General features: G+C 60.4%; 20 protein-coding genes. 7 read left to right on the top strand and 13 right to left on the bottom strand.

Features of this window, described 5'->3' with window-relative positions:
* Nucleotides 1-163: 163 nt before the first annotated feature.
* From parC to AC4LFW_RS21445, 8 genes are all read right to left on the bottom strand, one after another.
* Complete coding sequence (gene parC, locus AC4LFW_RS21480) at nucleotides 164-2,422, bottom strand: DNA topoisomerase IV subunit A (protein WP_491821969.1); 2,259 nt, start codon at nucleotides 2,420-2,422, stop codon at nucleotides 164-166.
* Nucleotides 2,419-2,946: a retropepsin-like aspartic protease family protein gene (locus AC4LFW_RS21475; protein WP_491821967.1), complete on the bottom strand. Its 528-nt coding sequence runs from the start codon at nucleotides 2,944-2,946 to the stop codon at nucleotides 2,419-2,421. The genes parC and AC4LFW_RS21475 overlap by 4 nt, the downstream gene beginning before the upstream one ends.
* Nucleotides 2,943-3,923 carry an esterase-like activity of phytase family protein gene (locus tag AC4LFW_RS21470; protein WP_491821965.1) on the bottom strand — a complete coding sequence of 327 codons (981 nt, stop codon included), beginning with the start codon at nucleotides 3,921-3,923 and terminating at the stop codon, nucleotides 2,943-2,945. The genes AC4LFW_RS21475 and AC4LFW_RS21470 overlap by 4 nt, the downstream gene beginning before the upstream one ends.
* A complete protein-coding gene (parE, locus tag AC4LFW_RS21465) occupies nucleotides 3,920-5,806 on the bottom strand; it encodes a DNA topoisomerase IV subunit B (RefSeq protein WP_491821963.1) in 1,887 nt (628 codons plus the stop codon). Before parE ends, AC4LFW_RS21470 begins: the two co-directional genes overlap by 4 nt.
* An 18-nt stretch (nucleotides 5,807-5,824) precedes the next feature.
* On the bottom strand, nucleotides 5,825-6,442 hold the full coding sequence (locus AC4LFW_RS21460) for a YqiA/YcfP family alpha/beta fold hydrolase (RefSeq protein WP_491821961.1): 618 nt from the start codon (nucleotides 6,440-6,442) through the stop codon (nucleotides 5,825-5,827).
* 515 nt (nucleotides 6,443-6,957) lie between these two features.
* Nucleotides 6,958-7,773, bottom strand: coding sequence for a 3',5'-cyclic-AMP phosphodiesterase (gene cpdA / locus AC4LFW_RS21455; protein ID WP_491821959.1), 816 nt, complete (start codon nucleotides 7,771-7,773; stop codon nucleotides 6,958-6,960).
* A gap of 155 nt (nucleotides 7,774-7,928) precedes the next feature.
* The gene (locus AC4LFW_RS21450; protein WP_491821957.1) at nucleotides 7,929-8,375 is read right to left on the bottom strand and encodes a DUF1249 domain-containing protein; all 447 of its coding nucleotides are present in this window, start codon (nucleotides 8,373-8,375) and stop codon (nucleotides 7,929-7,931) included.
* On the bottom strand, nucleotides 8,372-8,989 hold the full coding sequence (locus AC4LFW_RS21445) for an NUDIX domain-containing protein (protein WP_491821955.1): 618 nt from the start codon (nucleotides 8,987-8,989) through the stop codon (nucleotides 8,372-8,374). The genes AC4LFW_RS21450 and AC4LFW_RS21445 overlap by 4 nt, the downstream gene beginning before the upstream one ends.
* Before the next feature lie 222 nt (nucleotides 8,990-9,211).
* Here AC4LFW_RS21445 and AC4LFW_RS21440 point away from each other — a divergent pair, with 222 nt between their 5' ends.
* Nucleotides 9,212-9,937 (top strand): RsiV family protein, encoded by a 726-nt coding sequence (locus tag AC4LFW_RS21440; protein WP_491821953.1) that lies wholly within the window; start codon nucleotides 9,212-9,214, stop codon nucleotides 9,935-9,937.
* 1 nt (nucleotide 9,938) lies between these two features.
* Here AC4LFW_RS21440 and AC4LFW_RS21435 read toward each other — a convergent pair whose 3' ends face one another.
* From AC4LFW_RS21435 to AC4LFW_RS21425, 3 genes are all read right to left on the bottom strand, one after another.
* Complete coding sequence (locus tag AC4LFW_RS21435; protein ID WP_491821951.1) at nucleotides 9,939-11,951, bottom strand: polysaccharide biosynthesis protein; 2,013 nt, start codon at nucleotides 11,949-11,951, stop codon at nucleotides 9,939-9,941.
* 648 nt (nucleotides 11,952-12,599) lie between these two features.
* Complete coding sequence (locus AC4LFW_RS21430) at nucleotides 12,600-13,622, bottom strand: MraY family glycosyltransferase (RefSeq protein ID WP_491821949.1); 1,023 nt, start codon at nucleotides 13,620-13,622, stop codon at nucleotides 12,600-12,602.
* Complete coding sequence (locus AC4LFW_RS21425) at nucleotides 13,619-14,584, bottom strand: UDP-glucose 4-epimerase family protein (RefSeq protein ID WP_491821947.1); 966 nt, start codon at nucleotides 14,582-14,584, stop codon at nucleotides 13,619-13,621. The genes AC4LFW_RS21430 and AC4LFW_RS21425 overlap by 4 nt, the downstream gene beginning before the upstream one ends.
* 251 nt (nucleotides 14,585-14,835) lie before the next feature.
* On the opposite strand from AC4LFW_RS21425, the gene AC4LFW_RS21420 reads away from it, so the two are divergent.
* Entirely contained in the window at nucleotides 14,836-15,159 is a 324-nt protein-coding gene (locus AC4LFW_RS21420; protein ID WP_491821945.1) for a hypothetical protein, read from the top strand.
* 122 nt (nucleotides 15,160-15,281) lie between these two features.
* Here AC4LFW_RS21420 and AC4LFW_RS21415 read toward each other — a convergent pair whose 3' ends face one another.
* Nucleotides 15,282-16,700 (bottom strand): mannose-1-phosphate guanylyltransferase/mannose-6-phosphate isomerase, encoded by a 1,419-nt coding sequence (locus AC4LFW_RS21415; protein WP_491821943.1) that lies wholly within the window; start codon nucleotides 16,698-16,700, stop codon nucleotides 15,282-15,284.
* Between the two features lie 189 nt (nucleotides 16,701-16,889).
* On the opposite strand from AC4LFW_RS21415, the gene AC4LFW_RS21410 reads away from it, so the two are divergent.
* The 5 genes from AC4LFW_RS21410 to AC4LFW_RS21390 are packed head-to-tail and all read left to right on the top strand — an operon-like array spanning nucleotide 16,890 to nucleotide 22,788.
* Nucleotides 16,890-18,122 (top strand): ABC transporter ATP-binding protein, encoded by a 1,233-nt coding sequence (locus AC4LFW_RS21410; RefSeq protein ID WP_491821941.1) that lies wholly within the window; start codon nucleotides 16,890-16,892, stop codon nucleotides 18,120-18,122.
* On the top strand, nucleotides 18,109-19,548 hold the full coding sequence (locus tag AC4LFW_RS21405; RefSeq protein WP_491821939.1) for a class I SAM-dependent methyltransferase: 1,440 nt from the start codon (nucleotides 18,109-18,111) through the stop codon (nucleotides 19,546-19,548). Before AC4LFW_RS21410 ends, AC4LFW_RS21405 begins: the two co-directional genes overlap by 14 nt.
* The gene (locus tag AC4LFW_RS21400; RefSeq protein WP_491821937.1) at nucleotides 19,545-20,645 is read left to right on the top strand and encodes a glycosyltransferase; all 1,101 of its coding nucleotides are present in this window, start codon (nucleotides 19,545-19,547) and stop codon (nucleotides 20,643-20,645) included. Before AC4LFW_RS21405 ends, AC4LFW_RS21400 begins: the two co-directional genes overlap by 4 nt.
* 14 nt (nucleotides 20,646-20,659) lie before the next feature.
* A complete protein-coding gene (locus AC4LFW_RS21395) occupies nucleotides 20,660-21,598 on the top strand; it encodes a GDP-mannose 4,6-dehydratase (RefSeq protein WP_491822225.1) in 939 nt (312 codons plus the stop codon).
* On the top strand, nucleotides 21,595-22,788 hold the full coding sequence (locus AC4LFW_RS21390) for a glycosyltransferase family 4 protein (RefSeq protein WP_491821935.1): 1,194 nt from the start codon (nucleotides 21,595-21,597) through the stop codon (nucleotides 22,786-22,788). Before AC4LFW_RS21395 ends, AC4LFW_RS21390 begins: the two co-directional genes overlap by 4 nt.
* Nucleotides 22,789-22,823: 35 nt before the next feature.
* Here AC4LFW_RS21390 and AC4LFW_RS21385 read toward each other — a convergent pair whose 3' ends face one another.
* A complete protein-coding gene (locus AC4LFW_RS21385; RefSeq protein WP_491821933.1) occupies nucleotides 22,824-23,630 on the bottom strand; it encodes a hypothetical protein in 807 nt (268 codons plus the stop codon).
* Nucleotides 23,631-23,764 lie beyond the last annotated feature (134 nt).

Here is a 23,764-nt window from a genome sequence, read left to right as displayed (position 1 = left end):
GCGCTTGGCCGACCTCCTACCCGTCATCGCCCGTTCGCCGTGCAGATTATATGTCCAGCTCCGACGCACAGAAGCAAGAAGCAGCTGCGCCGGAATCAATTAAATGGAGGGCCGCTATCTTCCGTGAAACCAGCCACAGAAGCCAGCCTCCCAACGCCAGGTATCAGCCCACGGCCTCGACCAGCAGCGCGTCGACCCGCTGAAAGCCACGGGGCAGCTTGTTGCCACGGCGTCCACGTTCGCCCTTGTAATGTTCCAGGTCGTCGGCCTTCAACGACAGCGTACGCTTGCCCGCCTGCAAGACCAGTGTTGCGCCTGGAGGCAGTACGGCCAGGTCCGTCAGGTATTCTTCGCGGCTCGCTACCCGATCACCAGGGATGCTGATGATCTTGTTGCCCTTGCCTTTGCCCAGTTGTGGCAAATCCCGGACCGGAAAGACCAACAGGCGCCCTTCGGTGGTGACCGCTGCCAGCCAGTCCTGGTCGCGGTTCTTCAGCGGCCTTGGCGCCACGACCTGGGCACCTGCCGGCAGCGACAGCAACGACTTGCCTGCCTTGTTCTTGGCCTGCAGGTCCTCGCCTTTGACGACGAACCCATAACCGGCATCCGACGCGATGACGTACAGCGCCTCGTCTTCCGGCAGCAGCACACACTCGAAGCTGGCTCCCGGCGGCGGGGTCAGGCGTCCGGTCAGCGGCTCGCCCTGCCCGCGCGCCGAGGGCAGCGAATGAGCAGGCAGTGAATAGCTGCGCCCGGTGGAATCGACGAACACCGCGTACTGGTTCGACCGGCCAGCTGCGGCGGCGCGAAAACCATCGCCGGCCTTGTAGGAAAGACCGGTGGCATCGATGTCATGGCCCTTGGCACAGCGCGCCCAGCCCTTCTCGGAAATGACCACGGTGACGGGTTCGGACGGCAGCAGTTCGTTTTCCGACAATGCCCTGGCTTCGGCCCGCGCAACGATGGGCGAGCGCCGGTCATCGCCATAGGTTTCGGCGTCGGCAATCAGCTCCTTGCGTACCAGCTTCTTCAGCTTGGCTTCGCTGCCGAGCAGCGCCAGCAGCCTCTCGCGCTCCTTGGCCAGTTCGTCCTGCTCGCCGCGAATCTTCATCTCTTCCAGCCGAGCCAATTGGCGCAGCCGGGTGTCGAGAATGTAGTCGGCCTGCAGCTCGGACAGCTCAAAGCGCGCCATCAGCACCGGCTTGGGCTGATCCTCGGTGCGGATGATATGGATCACCTCGTCGAGGTTGAGGAAGGCCACGAGCAGACCCTCCAACAGGTGCAGGCGCTTTTCGACCTTGTCCAGACGGAACTGCAAGCGGCGGCGCACGGTGCCTATGCGATAGGTCAGCCACTCGCTGAGCAGGACCCGGAGGTTCTTCACCTGCGGACGGCCATCGAGGCCGATCACGTTGGTGTTCACCCGGTAGCTGGACTCCAGGTCGGTGGTGGCGAACAGGTGCTGCATCAGCTCATCGGCATCGACGCGGTTGGATCGCGGAATGATGACGATGCGGCAGGGGTTCTCATGGTCCGACTCGTCACGCAGGTCGGCCACCATGGGAAGCTTCTTGGCCTGCATCTGTGCGGCGATCTGCTCGAGCACCTTGGAGCCGGACACCTGATGCGGCAGCGAGGTCACGACGATATCTCCATCTTCAACGCGATATACCGCCCGCATGCGCACCGAACCACGGCCGGTTTCGTAGATCTTCAGCAGGTCGGCCCGCGGCGTGACGATCTCCGCTTCGGTCGGATAATCCGGTCCTTGCACGTGTTCACAGAGCTGTTCAACGGTGGTTTTCGGATCGTCCAGCAGGCGTACACAGGCGGCGGCAACTTCACGCAGGTTGTGCGGCGGCACGTCGGTGGCCATGCCCACGGCAATGCCGGTGGTGCCGTTCAACAGCAGGTTTGGCAGGCGCGCCGGCAGCGTCGCCGGCTCGTCCAGGGTGCCGTCGAAGTTCGGCACCCAGTCCACGGTTCCCTGCCCCAGTTCGGACAGCAGGACCTCGGAGTAACGCGACAGTCGCGCCTCGGTGTAGCGCATGGCAGCAAAGGACTTGGGATCGTCCGGCGCACCCCAGTTACCCTGACCGTCGACCAGCGTATAGCGATAGCTGAACGGCTGGGCCATCAGCACCATGGCCTCGTAGCAGGCTGAATCACCGTGGGGGTGGAACTTGCCGAGCACGTCGCCGACGGTACGTGCCGACTTCTTGTGCTTGGAATCCGCGTTCAGGCCCAGCTCGCTCATGGCGTAGATGATGCGCCGCTGCACCGGCTTCAAGCCGTCCCCGATATGCGGCAGCGCGCGATCCATGATCACGTACATCGAGTAATTGAGGTAAGCCTGCTCGGTGAAGTCAGCGAGGGAGCGGCGCTCCACGCCGTCCAGGCTCAGGTCGATTGTTTCGCTCATGGTCGATCCGTGGCGTGTTGGCGCAGCACCAGGGTGCCGGCGCGCTGGGTGAATTCAAGTTGTTTCAGGGCGCTCATGCCAAGCAGCACCTGAGCTCCTTCGAAGCCGGGCGCCACAATGGCGCGCACATCATGCAGAAGGATGTCACCGAGCCCGAGGCTCTCCAGTACAGTCCGGTAACCGGTGGTTTGCCCATTGGCGGTTCGCAGCATCACCGGGGCGCCACGAGGCAGCCCAAGGCGATCGCCCAGCTCGGCGGGAATAGCGACGTCGGTGGCACCGGTGTCCAGCAGAAAGGTCACCGTCTCGCCGTTGATGCGTCCATCGGCAACGAAATGCCCCTGTATGTTGCTTTCGAGGTGCACCTCGATCTGCTCGCCCTGGATCACAGAAACCGGCTCCGGATTGGGGTTGAAACGACTCTGCTCCCAATCGCCGAAAAACCGCGTGGCCAGCAGCAACCCGGCCGCCCATGCCAGCACCAGCATGACGCGCCCGGCGCGGCGCCCGGCAGGCTGTGTCACGGCTTCGCACCCCAGCCGCCCTTGGGTGCGGAGAAGCGCCAGACGACGGGTCTGCCTTCACCATCGGCGCGAGAGAGCCCATTGTTATCGACACCTATCCAGGCACCCTCGGCGTCAACCCACAAGGCCTCGGCGTTACCGAACGGCGTGTCGTAGCGACGCGATTGCTCCAGAGCGACGGATGCATAGGACCAGCACACCTCGCTATCACCGGTTGATGCACTGCGTCGGCAGACCTGGTGGGGGACGGGCTCCAGAGTGAACAGCTTGTTCTTGTGGAAAGCCAGGCCGGAAAATCTCCGCGGCTGTTCGCCCCTGCCCATGGCGGCCGGCTGGAGCTCGCGCCCCCCTTCGGCCAGCAATACGCAGCCACCTGTGCACTGCCAGGCGCTCTGCTTGCGATGCATGACCATCAAGCCGCGGCGGCTGTGCTCGGCCGCCAGCCACAGGCGACCAGCGTCGGGATCGATGGCAATTCCCTCGAACATCGCATTGAATTCCAGCAGCATCCCACTCGCACGGGCCTGACGAACCAGGCCACCAGGCAGATTGAGCCATTGGGCGGCACCCGCCGGGCTGACCCTGAGCACAGCCGCATGCGCCTCACTGACCAGATAGCGATTGCCCAGGCTGTCGCAGCTCAGCCCCTCGAAATCCATCTCGCCGCCACGCGCCATGCCAACCAGAACGCTGCGCATGCGCACGCCCCATGACAAACCGGTATTCGGCACGGGCGGAAGCTCGAAGTGCTCGGCTTCGGCTCTCCAGACGCCTTCCGTGATATCAATCCGGTACAGGGCATTGTCTTCACGATCCGACACGGCATAGAGCGCGTCACCACACCAGGCAAGACCGGAAAGATTGCCCTGGGCAATCCCTTCCACCGGATGCTCGCTGACGAGCGCCAACTCAGGCACTTCAGCCGCCCAAACCGGAGCCGCCAGCGCCGCCAGCAGCGCGGCCCAACGGAGCCTCAAAGCAACACCTCAGCCAGGTTGCCCTTGGACTCGAGCCATGTCTTGCGGTCACCGGCGCGTTTCTTGGCCAGCAACATATCCATGATCTCCCGCGTGCCATCGAAGTCTTCGAGGGTCAACTGCACCAGCCGGCGCGTGTTGGGGTCCATGGTGGTTTCTCGCAGCTGGGGCGGATTCATCTCGCCCAGGCCCTTGAAGCGGGTGACCTGAGGTTTGCCACGGCGCTTTTCTGCGCTCAGGCGATCGAGAACGCCGTCGCGCTCGGCCTCGTCCAGCGCATAGAAGATGTCCTTGCCCAGGTCGATCCGATAGAGCGGCGGCATTGCCACATAGACGTGACCGGCGTCTACCAGCGGACGGAAGTGCCGTACGAACAGCGCACAGAGCAGCGTGGCGATGTGCAGGCCATCGGAGTCGGCGTCCGCGAGGATGCAGATCTTGCCATAGCGCAGCCCGGTGATGTCCGCCGCGCCCGGATCGACACCGATCGCCACGGCGATATCGTGCACCTCCTGGCTGGCAAGGACCTCGCCCCCGTCGACTTCCCAGGTGTTCAGAATCTTGCCACGCAGCGGCATGATCGCCTGGAATTCCTTGTCTCGCGCCTGCTTGGCTGAGCCTCCAGCGGAGTCGCCCTCCACCAGGAAAAGCTCCGAGCGCGCCGGGTCCTGGCCAGCACAGTCGGCCAGCTTGCCGGGCAGCGCCGGACCCTGGGTGATTCGCTTGCGCTCGACCTTCTTGCTCGCCTTGAGCCGACGCCCGGCATTGCTGATAGCCAGTTCGGCAAGCTGCATCCCTAGCTCGGGGTGCGCATTGAGCCAGAGGCTGAAAGCGTCTTTAACAACGCCAGAGACGAATGCGGCTGCCTCGCGGGAGGACAATCGCTCCTTTGTCTGGCCAGAAAACTGGGGTTCCTGCATCTTTGTCGAGAGCACAAAGGCAATCCGCTCCCAGACATCTTCTGGTGCCAACTTGACACCGCGAGGCAGCAGATTGCGAAACTCGCAGAACTCACGCATGGCATCCAGCAGCCCCTGGCGCAACCCGTTGACATGGGTTCCGCCCTGGGCAGTGGGGATCAGGTTGACGTAGCTTTCCTGAACACTGTCGCCGCCATCGGGCAGCCACAACAGGGCCCAGTCGACGGCTTCCTTGTTGCCGGCCAGGCTGCCACAGAAGGGCTCGTCGGGCAGCCGGGCGAACTCGCTGACGGCGTCGACCAGATACGAGCGCAGGCCATCCTCGTAATGCCATTCGACTTTCTCGCCGGTGCTCTTGTCCTCGAAGCTGACGTTCAGTCCGGGACAGAGCACCGCCTTTGCCTTCAGAACATGCTTGAGGCGGCTGATGGAAAACCTGGGCGAGTCGAAATATTTCGGGTCTGCCCAGAAGTGCACGCTGGTGCCCGTGTTGCGCTTGCCAACCGTGCCGATTACGTCCAGCTCGCTGGCCTTGAACCCATCGGTAAACGCCATGCGATATTCGCTGCCGTCTCGCTTGACGGTCACCTCGACACGGGTCGACAGCGCGTTGACGACGGAGATGCCGACCCCATGGAGACCGCCGGAGAACTGGTAGTTTTTGTTTGAAAACTTACCGCCGGCATGCAGCTTGGTCAGAATCAGTTCGACGCCCGAAACGCCTTCTTCCGGGTGGATATCCACGGGCATGCCCCGGCCATCGTCGATCACCTGCAGCGAGTTGTCCTGATGCAGGATTACCTGAACGGAACTGGCATGGCCCGCCAGGGCTTCGTCGACACTGTTATCGATGACTTCCTGTGCCAGATGATTGGGCCGCGAGGTATCGGTGTACATGCCCGGACGCTTGCGCACCGGATCCAGGCCGGAGAGGACTTCAATGGCTTCTGCGGTGTAAGACATGTGCGTCTCGTGATGTCCTTATGAATCGGAGAAATCGACGTCTGCAAAAAGCGCCGGGTCGAAGCCGGCAAACGCCAGCAGGGCGGGAATCCGTTCGGAAAAGCCCTGGAAGCCGTGATCGCCTCCAGCCTGGATGCGCACTGCGCAGCCCTTGTAGTAGCCAGCGGCATCGCGGTAGTCGAGGGTTTCGTCACCGGTCTGCAGCCAGACCTGATAACGCTCGGCATCACCGGGCGGCGGCACTTCCAGCTCCGCCAACGCGGCGACATGATCTGCGGTCAACTGCCAGACTTCGCCAGTGTAGAGGTTGGTCTGCGGCCCCAGATAACCGTCGAAACGACGGTGCGGGCAGACAGCCGGATTGATCAGCAATGCCTTGAGCCCATGGCGCTCGGCGAGATGCGTTGCATAGTATCCGCCGAGTGAGCTCCCGACCAGCAAAGGCCGCCCCAGGTCAGCGATATCATCCTCAAGCTGAGCGATAGCCTGACGTGGATGATGGTGCAACGCCGGCACTCTAAGCGATACGCTCATGCCGATGCGGGCTAACGCAGCGATCAACTGACTGGCCTTTTGTGACAACGGGGAGCTGTTAAGGCCGTGCATGTAGAGGATCGAAGGCGGGTAGCTGGACATGGATACAGTTCGTCGAAAAGAGCAAAGGCTACAAGGCACCCGCCTTTCCCTGCAACCATGGGAGCGCCAGACCTCCCGAAGAAATGGCTTCGCCGCACCGCCCGTAGGAGCGGGCCATGCCCGCGAAAAGAGCTACCCCCCAGACGTAGGCCCCATTCGCGGGCGTGGCCCGCTCCTACACGTAGCAGGCGATCAATACCCTTGGCGCCGTAGTCGACCTCGAACCCAATGCCGAACACCTGAAAAAGCGCTTCGCCGCACCGCCTGTAGGAGCGGGCCATGCCCGCGAAAAAAGCTATACCCAGGCGTAGGCCCCATTCGCGGGCGTGGCCCGCTCCTACACGTAGCAGGCGATCAATATCCTTGGCGCCGTAGTCAACCTCAAACCACTGCCGAACACCTGAGAAAGCGCTTTCGTCGCACCGCCGTAGGAGCGGGCCATGCCCGCGAACAAAGCTATACCCAGGCGTAGGCCCCATTCGCGGGCGTGGCCCGCTCCTACACCTAGCGGGCGATCAATACCCCTTGACGCTGTAGTCGACCTCGAAATCGATGCCGACTACCCGCGAGACGCCCGTCTCGACCCGTCCGTCCGCATGCAGGCGCAGCCAGCGGTAGCCAGGCGCCAGCTTGTCCACATCGAAATCTTCGCTGCCGGGGGTGAACTGCACGCCGGTCGAAGGCGTTGCGAGCAACCTTACACCGTCGCGGCTGGCGTCGAATTCCTGATGGATGTGCCCCCACAGCAGCGCCTTGACCCCTGTGTGGCGATCAATGACATCGAAAAGCTCATCGCGATTGCGCAGCCCGATACCATCCATCCAGCGGCTGCCAATCGTGACAGGGTGATGGTGCAGGCAGATCAGATGGTGACGCTCAGGCGCTTCAAGCAGGGCGCGCTCCAACAGCTGCAGCTGATCCTGGCGCAGCATGCCGAACACCGAACCAGGTACCAGCGTATCGAGCATGACGACCCGCCATGCGCCGATATCCAGAACTGGTGACATCAGTGCGGTTTCACGGGTGGCCTCCTGCATGGCCGCCAGCTCATCATGGTTGCCTGGGCACCAGCGAACCGGCGCCTCGATACGCTCGGACAGCTGTCGAAAGCGTTCGTAGGACCTGAGCGAACCATCTTGGGAAAGGTCACCTGTGGCCAACACCAGGTCGATGCGAGGCTGCTCGTCAAGAACCAGGTCGACCACCCGCTGCAGGCTCCCGGCCGTATCCATGCCCAGCAGCTTTCCGCCCGCCTCGGCAAACAGATGGCTATCAGTCAGCTGTACGAGCAGGACCGAGTCGTTTTCAGCAGTGAAGGGCGCAGCAGCCAAGACCCGTCTCCTTTGGCGAAATCGCGCGGCAATTATGGTGGCTGGCCCATGCAGGGGTAAACCGCGCGATGCGGGCCTGCATCACAGAACAAAGCGGCTAGCCTACTGGCGCGCATCGGGTCTAATGCGACTGCTTGAAGCAGAGGAGCGTGGTCCTACAGAACCGACTCCAGCTCGTACCCGCAGGCGAGACAGTGCCCGAGCCATTCTCCGAGAAACAGGTTGAGCTGGTTCTTCTCGTCAGGCTGGTGCATCTGCGCGTTGGGGTAGCTGTAGATGCCACGGATGCGCCGCGCATTCTCAGCGCTGATTACTTCGGCCATCCGGGCATCGTGGTACACACGAACGTCCATCTTCGGCACCGGCAACCAGGGCAGGCAATGTTCCTGCCGGACCTGCACCGTCGTGGTGTAGGGGCAGCTCTCGGTCACAGTCAGCACCAGCACACCCAGCAACCGATCGCCCTGGCTCATGGCGATGCGGCGCGTATCGGGATCGTTGCGCATGTCAGGCAGCAGACGCATCAGCCGTACGTAGTTCGCCTCGCAGGCCGCCTGCAATTCCAGCAGATCGACACGATATCGTTCGCGGACTCGCCTCATGTCCATGCCTCCCTGATTTCGTCACGGTTCAAGGCCAGCCACTGCAACGCAATGATGGTAGCTGCATTGTCGATTCGACCGTCGCGCAACGCCTGCAGTGCGTCGCCCAGTGACCACACCGCCGCGCGAATATCCTCACCCTCCTCTTCCAGTCCGAATACGCCACCGGCGTTGAGGCTGCTGCAACGCCCTACATAAAGATGGATGCGCTCGGTGCTGCCGCCAGGCGAGGGGTAATAGGCCGATACGGGCCACAGCTCGCCAAGTTCGAGGCCAGCCTCCTCGACCGATTCACGGCGGGCAACCTCCTCGGGCTGCTCGTCCTTGTCGATCAACCCGGCCACCGTTTCCACCAGCCAGGGGTTATCACCCCGCGCCATGGCGCCCACACGAAACTGCTCGACCAATACCACCTCGTCACGTTGCGGGTCGTACGGCAACACGCAGACGGCATCATGGCGCACAAACAGCTCGCGCTCGATCTCAGCCCCCATGCCACCCCTGAACAGGCGATGACGAAGACGGAAACGGTCAAGGTTGTAGAACCCACTAAAGCAGCGCTCGCGCTGGATGATCTCGACATCGCCTGCGCCGGCTTTGAAAATATCGTTCATGAACACAACTCACATCTGGTTTGTCCCGCACCTGCCGGCCACGGGTAAGGCTGCAACCGTCACAGTGTGAGCGGTTTCTCTGTTGCCATCCTAGCGCGCCATTTGTTCAGGCGCAGCCCTTTGCAGACCACTCGCATGGGGAACTGTCTGTGGGACGACGCTCGAACTTCGTCCGGCTCACATACTCGAACCCGCACCAAGCGACCACAGGAGCGCCATGCATTGACGTCGATCCGCAACGCCATCGCCTTAGCAGCATTCACTCTGCTGATTGCCGGCTGCCAACACTTCGGCAGCGAGCGGCCTGTGGAGGTTCGACAGATTCTCAGTGAGCAACGCCAGGCAGGCTGCCCTGCACTGGACGATAGCTGCCCACTGGTGAATATCGATACTCAGCTGTTCGAAAACGAGCCCGCCCTGAACGCACTGATCGACAGGCGACTACGCGAGATGACGGTCAACAGCCCGGATGCGCAGATTCCGGCAGCCCTCGAGAACTATCAGCAGAGGTTCCTGCAGGACGCAGAACCCGGATGGACCAGCTACCTGCAGGCCAAGCTGCGCGAACAGCACGGGCCGCTGCTGGTGGTCGAGCTGTCGAGCTACCTTTACACCGGTGGCGCACACGGCATGCCCGGGCGCGGCTTCATCAACTATGACCGTGAGCACGACCGTGAGCTGAAGCTCGCCGACGTGCTGTTGCCGGGCAAGGAAGGCGCCTTCTGGCGCGCCGCAGCCAAAGCACATCAACAATGGCTGCTGGACAACGAGCATGACGCCAGTTTCAGCCGACAGTGGCCATTCCAACGGACCTCCAACATAGCCTTCCTGCGCGACAAGGTCCTGCTCAAATATGACGTCTACAGCATCGCGCCCTACTCGAGCGGCCACCCGGAGCTGGTGATCCCTTACGAAAAACTGGACAGCATCCTGTCGATACAGGACTGACTCAGTGAGCCCCCTGCCCCTCATCAGGCATCGGCTTGCCTTCACGCTGGCGGTATAACCAGTCGACGATATCCTCACGCGGGGCGTAGCCATCGACGGTCGCCCGCAAAATTCGCCGGATCTGCTCAAAGTCTTCGTCCCGCAGCGCCTGCATGAGACTGGCCATGACCACGCGGAAATCATCCCACGGCAGATGGTGTTCATCTGCCGACATGATCATCGGGTGTTCAGTCGGTGTAACGTTATCGCCGATCAGCAATTCTTCGTAGAGCTTTTCGCCTGGCCGTAAACCGGTGAACTCGATGGCGACATCTCCTTTCGGATTTTTTTCGCTGCGAACCGAAAAGCCGGACAGATGAATCATCTTCTCGGCCAGCTCGACGATCTGCACGGGGGCACCCATGTCCAGCACAAAGACGTCGCCACCCTGCCCCATCGAACCTGCCTGCAGTACAAGCTGCGCCGCTTCGGGAATGGTCATGAAATAGCGGGTGATCTTCGGGTGCGTGACCGTCACCGGCCCGCCCCGACGAATCTGTTCGCGAAACAGCGGTATGACCGAGCCCGACGACCCCAGGACATTACCGAAGCGCACCATGGTGAAACGGGTCTTGTTGAGCTGATTGACCGCATCCGGATGGCCATAGAGTACCGGGGCAGCTTCCCGACTGAGCGCTTGGAGGGCCATCTCGGCGAGTCGCTTGGTGCTGCCCATCACATTGGTAGGACGTACGGCCTTGTCGGTCGAAATCAGCACGAAGTGCCTTACGCCCGCCTGGATGGCCGCCTGGGCACAGTTCAGTGTGCCCAGCACGTTGTTCTCCACCCCTTCGGCGATATTGTGCTCGACCATGGGCACATGCTTGTAGGCAGCTGCGTGATACACCGTGCTGACATTCCATGTATTCATCACCGCCAGCAGGCGGTCCGGATTGCGGACGGACCCCAGGATCGGAACCAGATCGAGCGACAGGGAACGCTCGCTGACGCGCTGTTCCAGTTCGCCATGTATGGCGTAAAGACCGTACTCGCTATGATCGAACAGGATCAGGGTTTTCGGACCGAGGGCCAGTATCTGGCGGCTGAGCTCCGAGCCAATCGATCCTGCCGCTCCCGTCACGAGCACCACATTGCCGCGAATGCAATGCTCGAGCAAGTCATCGCGCGGTGCCACGCTATCGCGGCCTAGCAGGTCGGCAATGTCGACTTCCTGTATGTCTTCGACCTTGACGCGGCCACTCGCCAGGTCCATGAAACCGGGGACTGACCGGATATGCAGGGGGAAATGCTCGAGCGCAGCCAGTATTTCCCGCCGCCTGGCGCGACTGGCCGAAGGGATCGCCAGCAACACCTCGGCCGCACCGGTTTCCTCGATCATCTTGGCGATGTGCCTGGGCTTGTAGACCTTCAGACCGGATATGACCCGATTGGCAATGTCGCCATCGTCGTCGATAAACGCCACCGGCCGCATCGATCGCCCCATTCGGAGGGCTGCGGCCAACTGGTTCCCCGCAGCGCCCGCACCGTAGATGGCAACCCTCGGCAGCCCATCATCACGCGCGAACGGGTTGGTCAACCCGACGCTGTACCAGTCACCCAGCACATACTGGCGAAGCAGCAGGCGCAGGCCGCCCAGCAGGATCAGGCTAAGCCACCAGTAATTGAACACCATCGAGCGGGGGACTAGCGCCGGAGCGTCGCGGTACCAGTACACCGCCAGCGCCAGCAGCAACGAAGACAGGGTTACCGCCTTGGCGATCGTGATCAGCGCGTCGTTACCCAGGTAACGCATGACCGCACGGTACATGCCAATGCGTATAAACAGCGGGATGGCCAACAACGGCGCTGCGGCAAACAGCCAGGCGTGCCCCCCCAGAGGATCGACCGGCTCGTAGGAACCAAGCCGCACGACAAATGCCAGCCACAGGGCCAGCCACACCAATACCACATCGGCCAATACCTGCAGCAACCGCTTGTACCGCCTCGGCAGCCCTAACAGATAATCACGTAGCATCCATCAACCTGCCTGATCGTTTAATTCATCCATAGAAACGGGCCCGCCCGCAGGGTAAAAATCTGCCATCCTCCGCGGGCGTGGCCCGCTCCTACAAACCCGTCCCACCGTAGGAGCGGGCCATGCCCGCGAACATTGCAGGACTTCACACCACCTTCGCGGGCGTGGCCCGCTCCTACAAAACCCACCCACCGTAGGAGCGGGCCATGCCCGCGGACATCGCACGGCCTCACATCCACCTTCGCGGGCGCGGCCCGCTCCTACAAAACCCACCCACCGTAGGAGCGGGCCATGCCCGCGAACACTGCAGGACTTCACATCACCTTTGCGGGCGCGGCCCGCTCCTACAAAACCCACCTACCGTAGGAGCGGGCCATGCCGGCGAACATTGCAGGACTTCACATCACCTTCGCGGGCGCGGCCCGCTCCTACAAAGCACCATCCGCCGTAGGAGCGGGCCATGCCCGCGAACACTGCAGGACTTCACATCACCTTCGCGGGCGCGGCCCGCTCCTACAAAGCACCACCCACCGTAGGAGCGGGCCATGCCCGCGAACATTGCAGGACTTCACACTACCTTCGCGGGCGCGGCCCGCTCCTACAAAGCACCATCCGCCGTAGGAGCGGGCCATGCCCGCGAAAAGCGCCTCAAACACGCTCCGCCGCACCTGCCCGGAGCCAGAGGCACAACCCCATCAATGGCAGATAGGAGATTAACAACGCCACGGCCCCATCGACCCGACCGGCTGCCACCCCCAGCGCCCAGGGCAAGAGCCAGCACAGGTCGATAAGCGCGACCGACGAGGTCACCGGAACGTGCCGCCCGAACCGACGCGCAGCGGCCTGATACGCATGGCTGCGATGTGCCTGATAAACTGCTTCGCCACGCAGCAGACGACGCAGCAAGGTGAAAGTTGCATCTACGACAAACACACCGAGCAGAATCAGCCAGCACCAGAGCAAACGGGGCTCATCAAGCGCAGCATTGAGCGCGAGAATACCGATGACGATTCCAAGAAACCCACTGCCGGCATCCCCCATGAATATCCGCGCCCGAGGGAAGTTCCAGCACAAAAAGCCGACCACCGCGCAAGCCAGCAGCACTTCGGGGGCTCCACCTGCGGCCGAGAGATCGCCGGACACGACCGCATAACAGAGCACGCTGCCCAGGCACGCACAGATGGCTTGAACCGCTGCAATGCCATCAATGCCATCCATGAAATTGTAGAGGTTGAGCAGCCAGACCAGAAACAGCAGCGCCAGGGCATCTCCAGGCCATCCCAGGTCGAACGCCACACCAAATACAACGACACCAGGCAGCCCGCCGAGCCAGAACAGTGCCCAGGCTGCCGCGACAAAGTGACCAAGCAAGCGCCAGCGCGCAGCAATGTGACCATGGTCATCAGCGAACCCGAGCGCCGCTACGCCGCCCCCCGCGCCAAGCAGGGCGATCGCCATGACCTCGCCCACCGCCCCCCACCAGCACATGGCAAGGAGCAAGCCCAGAAACACAGCGACAATCGCCATGCCGCCTCCCCTTGGGGTAGGCACCGTATGCGAACTGCGACTATTGGGCGTATCGAGCAAGCTGCGCTTCAGCGCATAGCCACGCAAAGCGCCGGTCAATACAAAGGAAGACAAGGCGGCAAGCGCAAACGTCAGCCAGATCACGGAACCTGCCGCCGTTGGTAGTCCGTTGCGGTAACGCGCAAAGCTTCATCCACGCCAACCGGCGGGCACCACCCCAGCAACCTGCGCGTCTTGCCGATATCGACCTGAAGCGAACCACAAAGACGCGCAAAGGCGGCACGCTTGCCAAGCAACCCGGCGCCTCTTTCCAGAACGGCGAGAGGCACAGGCAGTAGCCGCACGGGCTTGCCCAGCGCCGAAGCCAGGCGACGCAGGAGATCGGAGGTAGAGAGATCCTCGCCATCACCGGCGAGCAAGACTTCGTTCGCGGCAGCCGGGTGGTCGATACAGGTCACGATAAGGTCGACCAGATTATCCAGCGCAACGAGACTCCGCTGATTGTCTACAGCACCAAGTGGCAACGGGATACCGGCGGCTAACCAGCGCATCATCTCGAGGAAATTGCCCTTCACTCCAGGCCCGTACACCAGCGGCGTGCGAATGATGACGACCTGCAGCCCAGTCTCGTCAGCAAGCGCCCGCAACCCGATTTCAGCCTCAAGTTTGGTTAATGCATAGGGGTCAGCGGGCTGCGGCGTATCGTCGGCGGTGAACGGTCTGCCAGGCGTTGTGGATTCGCCGTTGACCTTTATCGAACTGATGAAGATGAACCGCCGCGCACCGGAAGCGACGGCACTGCGTGCCAGCGCCAGCGTCCCCTCGACATTGACCTTGCGAAACTCCGCGAGAGGATCTGCAGCCTTGTCCGTCATGACGTGTACCCGCGCGGCACAATGAATGACGGTGTCGACACCCTCGATCTGCGTGCCCGCCGCAAAGGTTCGATTGAGCGAAACGGGTACGGGCACCACGCCGACCGGCAGAATCGAGTCCACACGACGTATCCAGGCCAGAACCTGCAGATCAGGGCGGGTAACGAGACGCTTCAGCAACGCACCCCCTACGAAGCCGGTCCCGCCAGTGACAAGAATCTTCTGTTTCACGCTCAAGTCTCTTCGACATACGCAGCTGTCCATAGCTGCCTGGCGGCGAATTCTACGCATTACCAACCCGGCGTGCTCGGTTTCGATCGCACGACACCAGCTTTCGGCGCCGGGACTGCCATGGCAATCCGATCAGGAATGCTTCAAGGCCAACCGATGCGACAGCCCGACGCAATCAAATTGCCATCACTACCTTTTCAGCCAAGGCACCGTCATTCAAACTGTTTCCTTTCCATGGAAGGCACTCCCTCATGACCCAGGAATCAAGCGAAAGGCGCCAGCTTTACGCCCTTCGTTCGCATATCGACACCTTGCTAGCAGCTGGCGCATCACTCGAAGGGCGCGACCCGGTTCGCCTGTCCCTTGACGGCCAGATCCTGATCGTTCGCCACGGCATGCTGGTCAGCGAAAACAGCTATTTGGACATCATCGAGACCCTTTCAAACACAGAATGGCCCAGCGAAAACCAGCGCAACCAGGCCATCGAAATGTGCCTTCATCACCTGGTTCAAGCGATCGACCAAGCCGAACTGACGCTACGCTGCTGGGAGCGCGAGGAGGCGCTGGCCGACTGATCACGCCTGCAACGACGGCACGTCATGCCGTCGGCGGACCAGCCCATTTTTTTTCAGACCCTGCTGGAGGGAGGCCCGCCGGAACACTGCGAGAGGCCTCCTGACTGCTCATCAGGCCGCGATCACGGCTTCACCCGCCCATAACGGTCCTCGAAGCGGACGATGTCATCTTCCCCAAGATACGCCCCGGACTGAACCTCGATAAGCTCCAGCGGCACCTTGCCGGGGTTGGAAAGCGAATGCCTGGTTCCAAGCGGGATGTACGTGGACTGGTTTTCTGAAAGGATCAGTTCCTTGTCACCGCATACAACCCTGGCTGTCCCGGACACCACGATCCAGTGCTCGGCCCGATGGTAGTGCAGCTGCAGCGACAAGCACTCGCCAGGCAGCACCGTGATGCGCTTGACCTGATAGCGATCACCCTTGTCTACCGTGTCGTAATGACCCCAAGGCCTGCTGACGAGAGGATGAGCGACGAACTCGTCACGCTGCTCGGCCTGCAAGCGCTGGACTATCTTCTTGACCTGCTGGCACTGGTCCTTACGCGTCACCAGCACCGCATCCTTGGTTTCGATAACCACCAGCCCCTCGACACCCACCGTCGTGACCAGGCGGTGATGCGACTGTACGAGACTGTTGTGGGTATCGACGGTCATGACATCACCCTGAAGGCTGTTGCCATCCTGGTCCTGCTCGCTCACATCAAGAATCGCGGCCCAGCTACCCAGATCGTTCCAGCCCGCATCCAGCGGCACCACCACTCCAGCATCGGTGTGCTCCATGACCGCATAGTCGACTGACTCGTCAGCGCAAAGTGCGAATTGCTCGGCCGGAACATGCAAGAAGTAGTGGTCTTCCTGCGCGTGCTTCAATGCAACGCGGCATGCCTCGAGAATATCGGGGCGCAACCGCTGCAGCTCCTCAAGAAACCTGGAAGCGCGAAACATGAACATGCCGCTGTTCCAGAGATAGCGGCCGGACTCAAGATATTCATGCGCCAGTTCGGCAGAGGGCTTCTCCTTGAATGCGGCAATGGCGCTACCCGTTTCGCCCAATGGCTCGCCGCACTGGATATAGCCGAAACCGGTCTCCGGGTGAGTCGGCGTAATTCCGAAAGTAACAAGCCGTCCTGCATCTGCATGGACAGCTGCCGAGACGACTGCCGCCTGGAACGCGCACTGATCTGGAATGTGATGATCAGCAGCCAGAATCAGCAGCGTTGGGTCGCCGCCATCCCGTGTCGCCTCGATAGTGGCGAGGGCGATTGCCGGCGCGGTATTCCGTGCCAGCGGCTCGAGAATGATGCGGCCGCTCGGCCGTTTGGCTGCGCGCAGCTGCTCAGCCACCAGAAAACGGTGCTGCTCATTGCTCACTACGATCGGCAAGGCATGGTCCAGACCATCCAGGCGGGCCAAGGTCGTCTGAAACGTGCTTCCCCTGGTTTCGCCATCCAGTGCGAGGAACTGCTTGGGAAAAGCCTGCCGCGACAGTGGCCAAAGTCGCGACCCACTTCCACCAGCCAAGATTACGGGGGTAAACATTCAATTCTCCGAAATGAACCACAGCAAAGCCGCATTTTATCCGAAGCTGCGCGACACGAATCAAACAACAGCTGGAAACGCAGAGAGGAAAAAGGACGGCAGTCGCCCTACAACGCCGCATGACACGACTCACCAATGCTGCATACGCTGTAGAATCGCTCATCTATCGCGCTATGCCAGAGCAACGCTATGCTTCAAGTGGAAAATGTTTTCAAAGAATTCAAGCTCTACAATCGTCCGTGGCACCGCCTCAAGGAGATCGCATTCAGACGCAGCTTCCACCGTCGTCACGTTGCTCTGAATGACATCTCCTTCAGTGTAGCCAGCGGTGAGACAGTGGGAATCCTGGGTCGCAATGGTGCAGGCAAGTCCACGCTGCTGAAAATGCTCAACGGCGTACTTTTGCCTGACGCCGGCAGCATTAAGATCACCGGCAGGGTGACGGGCCTGTTAGAGCTGGGCACCGGCTTCGACCCCAACCTCACCGGGGCACAGAACATTGTCGGCAATGGGCTGTTGCTGGGCATGACCCGCCAGCAGATCGAGGAGCGGCGAGAAGCAATCGTCACGTTTTCCGAGCTGGGACAGTTCATTAACGAGCCCATTCGAACCTATTCGTCCGGGATGACCATGCGCCTTGCCTTCGCAATCGCAATCCATGCCGACCCCGACCTGTTTCTTATTGACGAAGCCCTATCCGTGGGCGATGGACACTTCCAGCAGAAATGCATGAGGAGGATAAAGGAGTTCAGAGCTAAAGGGGGTTCGATCGTATTCGTCTCGCATGATTTGAACGCAGTCAAAATGATTTGCGATCGCGCAGTAGTACTCAGCGAGGGTCGCGTAGTTGCCGATACGGAACCTGAGAGCGCGGTGAACATCTACAACCAGCTACTCGCCGGAGATGATGGGGACGACGCCTACACGGCGCGCCCGGACGCATCCGGTTATGGAAACCGTGACGCAAGCATCGAACATATCGAGTTTGGTGGCGAAAACTCACGCAGCGCAATTCTTGCCAGCGGCGACATCGCCTGCATGGAGGTGATAATTAGCGCCAAACGAGAGTTGACTGATGTTTCCCTCGGCCTGATGATCCGCGACCGATTTGGTCAGGACATCTTCGGCACCAATAGCCATTACCTCGGCCTGCCGATTGCACTAAGGGCCGGCGAGCGCAAGCAGATGCGGTACCGCTTTCCCATGCGCCTGGCACCAGGGAAGTACACCGTTACGGTGGCCTTGCATGAAGGGGCCGATCATACAGCTATGTGCTATCACTGGCGCGATAATGCCGTTGGTTTCGAGGTCGCCGGGATCCATGGTGCATTTTTTGGTGGCATCTGTGACCTTTCCCCCTCGATCGAGAACATCCAGCTACCGCCCGCGGTAATTGACGGACCTAACAATGCTCATTCCTAACAACCCAGACATCGACTTCGGCGAACTCAACCGACGCATCGAAGCCGAAGTGCAGCGCTATCAGTCGGATAGCGAAGGGCGCACGCTCCCTCCGTTCAACCCCGCCCCGCCCAACGCTTACAATCAGCCGTATACATGGTCGAATCTGGTCCAGCTTGACGACGAAGCCTTGGTCAAGGCAGCGTTCCCATCGCTGCTGGGACGCCAGGCAAAAGCTTCCGAGGCAGCGGCTTGGCTGGTGCAGCTACGCTCTGGCACGGACCGATTCGAATTTCTTGCCACGTTGCGATATTCAGCCGAAGGCAAGCGCCAAAACGTTCCGGTGCATGGCTTGCGGCGCGCACGGATAAAGAGCGCACTACGGCGTACGCCGGTTCTCGGCAAGTTGTTGGGCAATGCGTATGGCTGGTTAGCAACCGATGCACGCCATCGTTTTTACATGGCCCGCTTCGACCTTCAATCACGTCAGCTAGAACAGCAGAGCAAGTCATTATCGGCAAGCGAAGCTGCGCTTCAGGCGATTATCCGCAGCGCGCAGAAGACCATCGAAACCCAACAGACATCGATCGCTGAGCTCAATGAACTATTGGAAAAGCAGAATAGACGCCAGCTGGAACAGCAAACGGAGCTGCAACGCTACCAGCTAGTCCAACAAGAGCTGCGTGGTCGACTTGCCTATCTGGAGCGCAACAGCAAGCCCGCTAACGTTTCCTCGGATGTTGCTGCCAACGCCTGCGCTGGAAACCCGCCTGATACTGGCGTTCCGGATAGCTTTTACCTCGCTTTCGAGAATCGCTTCCGGGGAGATGCCGAAACGATTCGTTCAAGGCTGGCGTATTACCTGCCGATTGTTGACGATATCGCCGCGCTTGCTGAGCGGTTGCCCCTGGTAGACATCGGCTGTGGCCGAGGCGAGTGGTTGAAGATGCTGCCGGATAGCTGCAAGCGGATCGGCATCGACCTCAACAGCATGAACGTACAAGCCTGCCAAGATCAGGGGCTTGAGGCAGAGGTGGCAGACGGCCTCGCCTGGTTGAGACGCCAGCCAGACGACAGCATCGCTGCCATTACCGCGTTCCACGTAATCGAGCATCTGAGCTTCGAGCAGTTCAATACCCTGCTTGATGAATGCTTGCGGGCGCTGACCCCTGGCGGGCTGATCATTTTCGAAACACCCAATCCCGAAAACCTGGTATCGGCGGCCACTCACTTCTACACAGACCCAACCCATATCCACCCTTTGCCGCCAGCGTTTTCTGAATTCATGCTTGAGTTCAAAGGGTTTACCGCCGTTCAGGTCCACCGACTCAATCCGATACCCAACGAATATGCCTTGATCGAAGACAGCGAAGTTGCTCGCCGCTGCAACGCCCTGTTCTATGGCGCCCAAGACTACGCCGTAACTGCACAGAAGAGTGCAACATGAATAGTGGGCGCATCGATCAGTTTGCTGCATCGGTCGCAGTCGGGGATGGTGTAACCAATAGCCTGACGTTTACCCGCGAGCTTCTGCGCGAGCTTGGCTATGCCTCGGATATATTCAGCTATTGCGTCCCTGACCAGCTCAAAGGGGACATTCTGCCAGCCCAAGCCCTACATGGCAGCGAGACCACCTTGCTGCTATATCACCATTCCATGGGCCATGATTATGGTCAATGGCTGCTATCGCAGCGATGCCCTAAAGCACTCGTCTACCACAACATCACGCCAGCAGAATTCTTTCCCGCCGAAAGCGGCCTGCGGCAATACGCTCAGCTGGGCAGACAACAGCTAGTCGATTGGCGCGACGAGTTCATTGGCGCGATTGCGGTCTCACCGCTCAACCAACGCGAGCTGGAATCTGCAGGCTACGAGGGGGTGAAGACACTCCCGCTATTGGTCGACAGCCGCCGCCTGGAAGGCGAAACCGCTGCGCCTATGTTTATCGAAACGGGTAACGATACCGCCTATTATCTGTGCGTTGGCCGGTTAGCTGAAAACAAGCGACAGCATCTGTTGATCGAGGCGTTCTACCACTTGGTTAAGCTGCAGCAGGCTGAACCGGGCAGATCATTACGGTTATTGTTGGTTGGCGGTACCACCAGCGAGGATTATGCCCGAGGTTTGAGGCATCACATCGAGCAGTTGGGGCTGCAGGAAAAAGTGCTGATGCCGGGCAAGTGCAGCGAAGCGGAACTGCGCTGGCTGTACCAAAACGCCCAACAGTACTGGTGTGCCAGCGCTCATGAAGGCTTTTGTATGCCATTGATCGAGGCACAGCATGCCGGCCTGCCCGTCATAGCCTGCGCCCAATCCAATGTGCCTGAAACGCTCGGAGAAGGAGGTTTACTCCTTGGAAGCGACGAGCCGCTGGAAATCGCCCTGACCGCTCGGTTACTTGACCAGACTCCAGGGTTGCGCGAGCAGATTATCGCAGCCGGGCAGCGCAACGTCGAAAGGTACGAACGCCAACTGCTGAAAGAACAACTAGCGGCCTGGATCGAGCCCCTCATCCCTTCATCGACGCAGAGGCAGTACTCGTGACACTTCGTGTTCTGATGACAGGCGCCAGTGGCTTCGTCGGTAGCATTTTGACCCCTATGCTGCGGAACGAGGGCTACCACGTCACCGCTCTCAGCAACCGACTGCAAACGAACCAGGGGCCGGCAGACGATTACATCAGCTGCAACATGCATGACGCGGCTGCGGTGGCCGCAGCAGTGGAACAGGCACAGCCAAGTCATATTATTCACCTAGCGGCGGTCTCGAACGTGCCCGCTAGCTTTACCGATCCGCTGCAAACCTGGCGGACCAACGTGATGGGCAGCATGCATTTGCTCGAGGCCGTGCGTTTGCATGCACCGAATGCGTTCGTCTTGTTTACCAGTTCCGCCGAGGTGTATGGGGCCAGCTTCAAGCAAGGAATCGCACTCGACGAGCAGAGCCCCTGCCAGCCCATGAACCCGTACTCGGCGAGCAAACTCGCCGCGGAATGCGCCTTTGCTCAGTACTTCCGCCAAGGCATGAACGGCGTCATTGTCCGACCGTTCAACCACATCGGAGCGCAGCAATCAGCTAACTTCGTTACCGCTTCGTTCGCGCGTCAAATCGCATTGATAGAGGCGGGCAAACAGTCGCCGGTGCTAAGCGTAGGCAATATCGAAGCTAGCCGCGACTTTCTGGACGTACGAGACGTATGCGAGGCATATCTACGGCTGATGTCGCTCTCGCCCGAGCGCAATCATCCGAAACTCTTCAATATTGCATCGGGCCGCCCTCGCCAGATCAGTGCAATTCTGTATTCCTTGCTGGACATGACGACCCTCAGCATCCAAGTCGAGACTGACCCACAACGTCTGCGCCCATCTGACATACCCATCGCAATTGGTAATAGCGGCCTATTGCGCAAGGTTACCGGGTGGCAACCGGCTGTTCCGATTGAAGACACACTCGGGGAACTACTGGACTTCTGGCGTAGACAGGTGGAAATGGAATGAACGAGGCCAGCAAAGAATTGCCAGCAAAGTCGGCTAGCGGAGCTAGCATCGGCTTCAGCTGTACAGTTTGGGCGATGGGCCAGCGTGCCGGCCACCTGGACGGCATTGGAATCTATACTCGAGCGCTCTGGCACGCGCTCAAGACAACAACCGAGGACCAGCAGGGCTGGCTCTTGAAACCGTACGCCTTCGGTCGCAGCCAGCCCAAACTGGACTGCGGTGTACCGCAAATGCTGGCGCAGCGTTTCTCGGTATCCACCCTGCTTTCTGCCGCCATACGAAAACCGCTCTCCAGCTCCTCTCAGATGCGGCGCGAGATAGACGTACTCCACGCAACGGACCACCACATCCCCCGGGTCAAGGGGGTTCCGGTTGTTGCAACCGTCATGGACCTGATCCCGCTAATCCACCCCGAGTGGATTCGCCAGGATCTACCTCGCCTGAAGAACTGGCTGTTCATAAGCAGCATTCGCTCCGCCGACCACATCATCACGATATCCGAACACAGCAAGCAGGACCTGATAGCGCATCTAGGCCTCCCACCTGAGCAGATCAGCGTTACCCCCCTTGGCGTGGAGCCCTGTTACTTTGACCGCATCGATCAGGAACAGATAGACGCGACACTGCGCACGCACGACCTACAACCGGGATTCTTTCTGTTCGTCGGCACGCTGCAGCCCCGTAAGAATCTTCGGGGCCTGCTGAAAGCATTCGGTCAACTACCGACTGCAATACGTAAGCAACATAAGCTGGTGGTGGTCGGGCGTGACGGCTGGGGGAACGAGGACTTGCTTCCTGAGCTGAAAGCATTAGAAGCACGTGGCGAAGGCTACTGGCTCGACTACCTGCCAAAACAACAGGTGATGGCGCTTCTACAGAGCGCGGCCGCGTTGGTATTTCCATCGCTTTATGAAGGCTTTGGGCTGCCTGTAATCGAGGCATTTGCCGCTCGCTGTCCCGTCATCGCCTCAAACACTACATCCATTCCAGAAGTCGCCGGTCACGCCGCCTGGTTGATTGACCCCACCGACAGTGCCGATATCGCATCAGCCATGCTGGCGGTCCTGGAAGACCAGGGATTGCGTGAGGAACGTATCGAGGCGGGCCTGAAGAGAGCGAGAACCTTCACCTGGGAAGCCTGTGCAGCCCGCACATTGGATGTCTACAGCAAAGTGTTGCGTCAACGCTAACCGGTCCGGAACCCTCACTCACATGGCGCGCTTCACTAAGGCACTTTGCAGTTCGCGAAGGCTTCCTTCAAGAGTGAGGCGACCCTTGCAGAATGCTGCCTGCGCGCCTCGGCGTTCAGATGATAGTTGGTATCGAAAAAGCGCTCCGGCGGGTACATGAACTGCAATGGCTCGCCACGGTAAATCAGGCCGTGCTCCCCGGCTTGTGCTGCAAGCCCGGCGTAGTAGTCGTATTCGGTCCCGACGTGATACGCCGGGCGGTCAAGCATCGCTGGGGGAATAAATACCGCGCAGCCTCCTTCCCTTTCGATCGAATGCGCAAGCTCAGCCCAGCGATCCCAGTTTGCCTGGTAGTCGCTGGCTTCTGCACCATAACGCTGCACCGCCGAAGCTTCCACGGCCTCGCGCATCCAGATCTCCTGGCGGGCAGCCTCGCTGTTGGTCTGGTCTCCCCGCTGATCCATATGCTGAGGCCCGTATAAGCCTTCGACGCGATAGCCCTTGGGCAGCCCCAGATATCCATCCACAACGCGTGCAAGCGAGGTAAACCAGAACAGCCTTAACAGCTGCAGCGGACTTAGATCCAGGCTACGAATACCCGGATGGCTTAGCCAATAGCTGTTGAACGCGAAGTTCACCCTGTGACGATCGTGATAGAGCGGATATTCTAGAGGAAATACAACCCAGTCTCCCGGCCTGACCGCTTCACGTGTGTAGCGCCGTATGAACTGCGATTGCACACCAGCATTCACACCCAGATTGATCACTGGCCGCTCAAGCGCCTCACTCAGCACCGCCGAATCGAGACCGAACAAAGCCCCGGAACCGGCGACAACCAGCACCCGCGGCCCATCCACAGCATTGGCCAGTGCCAGCTTGAGCGCGTAGCTTTGCGCGACCCACTGGTCAGTCACAACAGGCCGACCCAGTTGACCATAGAGCAGCGCTAACCAACCCACTAGCAGAGCAGAACTGG

This window comes from Stutzerimonas sp. C6.4V (assembly GCF_058536345.1).
The sequence above is the reverse complement of the archived record's forward strand: the minus strand, read 5'-3'. Positions and strand labels throughout refer to the sequence as shown.

Excerpts from the sequence above, each read along its gene's own strand:
- AC4LFW_RS21405 (WP_491821939.1), top strand. The coding sequence starts at position 18,109 with ATGCTCATTCCTAACAACCCAGACATCGACTTCGGCGAACTCAACCGA.
- AC4LFW_RS21450 (WP_491821957.1), bottom strand. The coding sequence starts at position 8,375 with ATGAGGCGAGTCCGCGAACGATATCGTGTCGATCTGCTGGAATTGCAG.
- AC4LFW_RS21395 (WP_491822225.1), top strand. The coding sequence starts at position 20,660 with ATGACAGGCGCCAGTGGCTTCGTCGGTAGCATTTTGACCCCTATGCTG.
- AC4LFW_RS21400 (WP_491821937.1), top strand. The coding sequence starts at position 19,545 with ATGAATAGTGGGCGCATCGATCAGTTTGCTGCATCGGTCGCAGTCGGG.
- parC (WP_491821969.1), bottom strand. The coding sequence starts at position 2,422 with ATGAGCGAAACAATCGACCTGAGCCTGGACGGCGTGGAGCGCCGCTCC.
- AC4LFW_RS21445 (WP_491821955.1), bottom strand. The coding sequence starts at position 8,989 with ATGAACGATATTTTCAAAGCCGGCGCAGGCGATGTCGAGATCATCCAG.
- AC4LFW_RS21390 (WP_491821935.1), top strand. The coding sequence starts at position 21,595 with ATGAACGAGGCCAGCAAAGAATTGCCAGCAAAGTCGGCTAGCGGAGCT.
- parE (WP_491821963.1), bottom strand. The coding sequence starts at position 5,806 with ATGTCTTACACCGCAGAAGCCATTGAAGTCCTCTCCGGCCTGGATCCG.
- AC4LFW_RS21415 (WP_491821943.1), bottom strand. The coding sequence starts at position 16,700 with ATGTTTACCCCCGTAATCTTGGCTGGTGGAAGTGGGTCGCGACTTTGG.
- AC4LFW_RS21460 (WP_491821961.1), bottom strand. The coding sequence starts at position 6,442 with ATGTCCAGCTACCCGCCTTCGATCCTCTACATGCACGGCCTTAACAGC.
- AC4LFW_RS21435 (WP_491821951.1), bottom strand. The coding sequence starts at position 11,951 with ATGCTACGTGATTATCTGTTAGGGCTGCCGAGGCGGTACAAGCGGTTG.
- AC4LFW_RS21410 (WP_491821941.1), top strand. The coding sequence starts at position 16,890 with ATGCTTCAAGTGGAAAATGTTTTCAAAGAATTCAAGCTCTACAATCGT.
- AC4LFW_RS21420 (WP_491821945.1), top strand. The coding sequence starts at position 14,836 with ATGACCCAGGAATCAAGCGAAAGGCGCCAGCTTTACGCCCTTCGTTCG.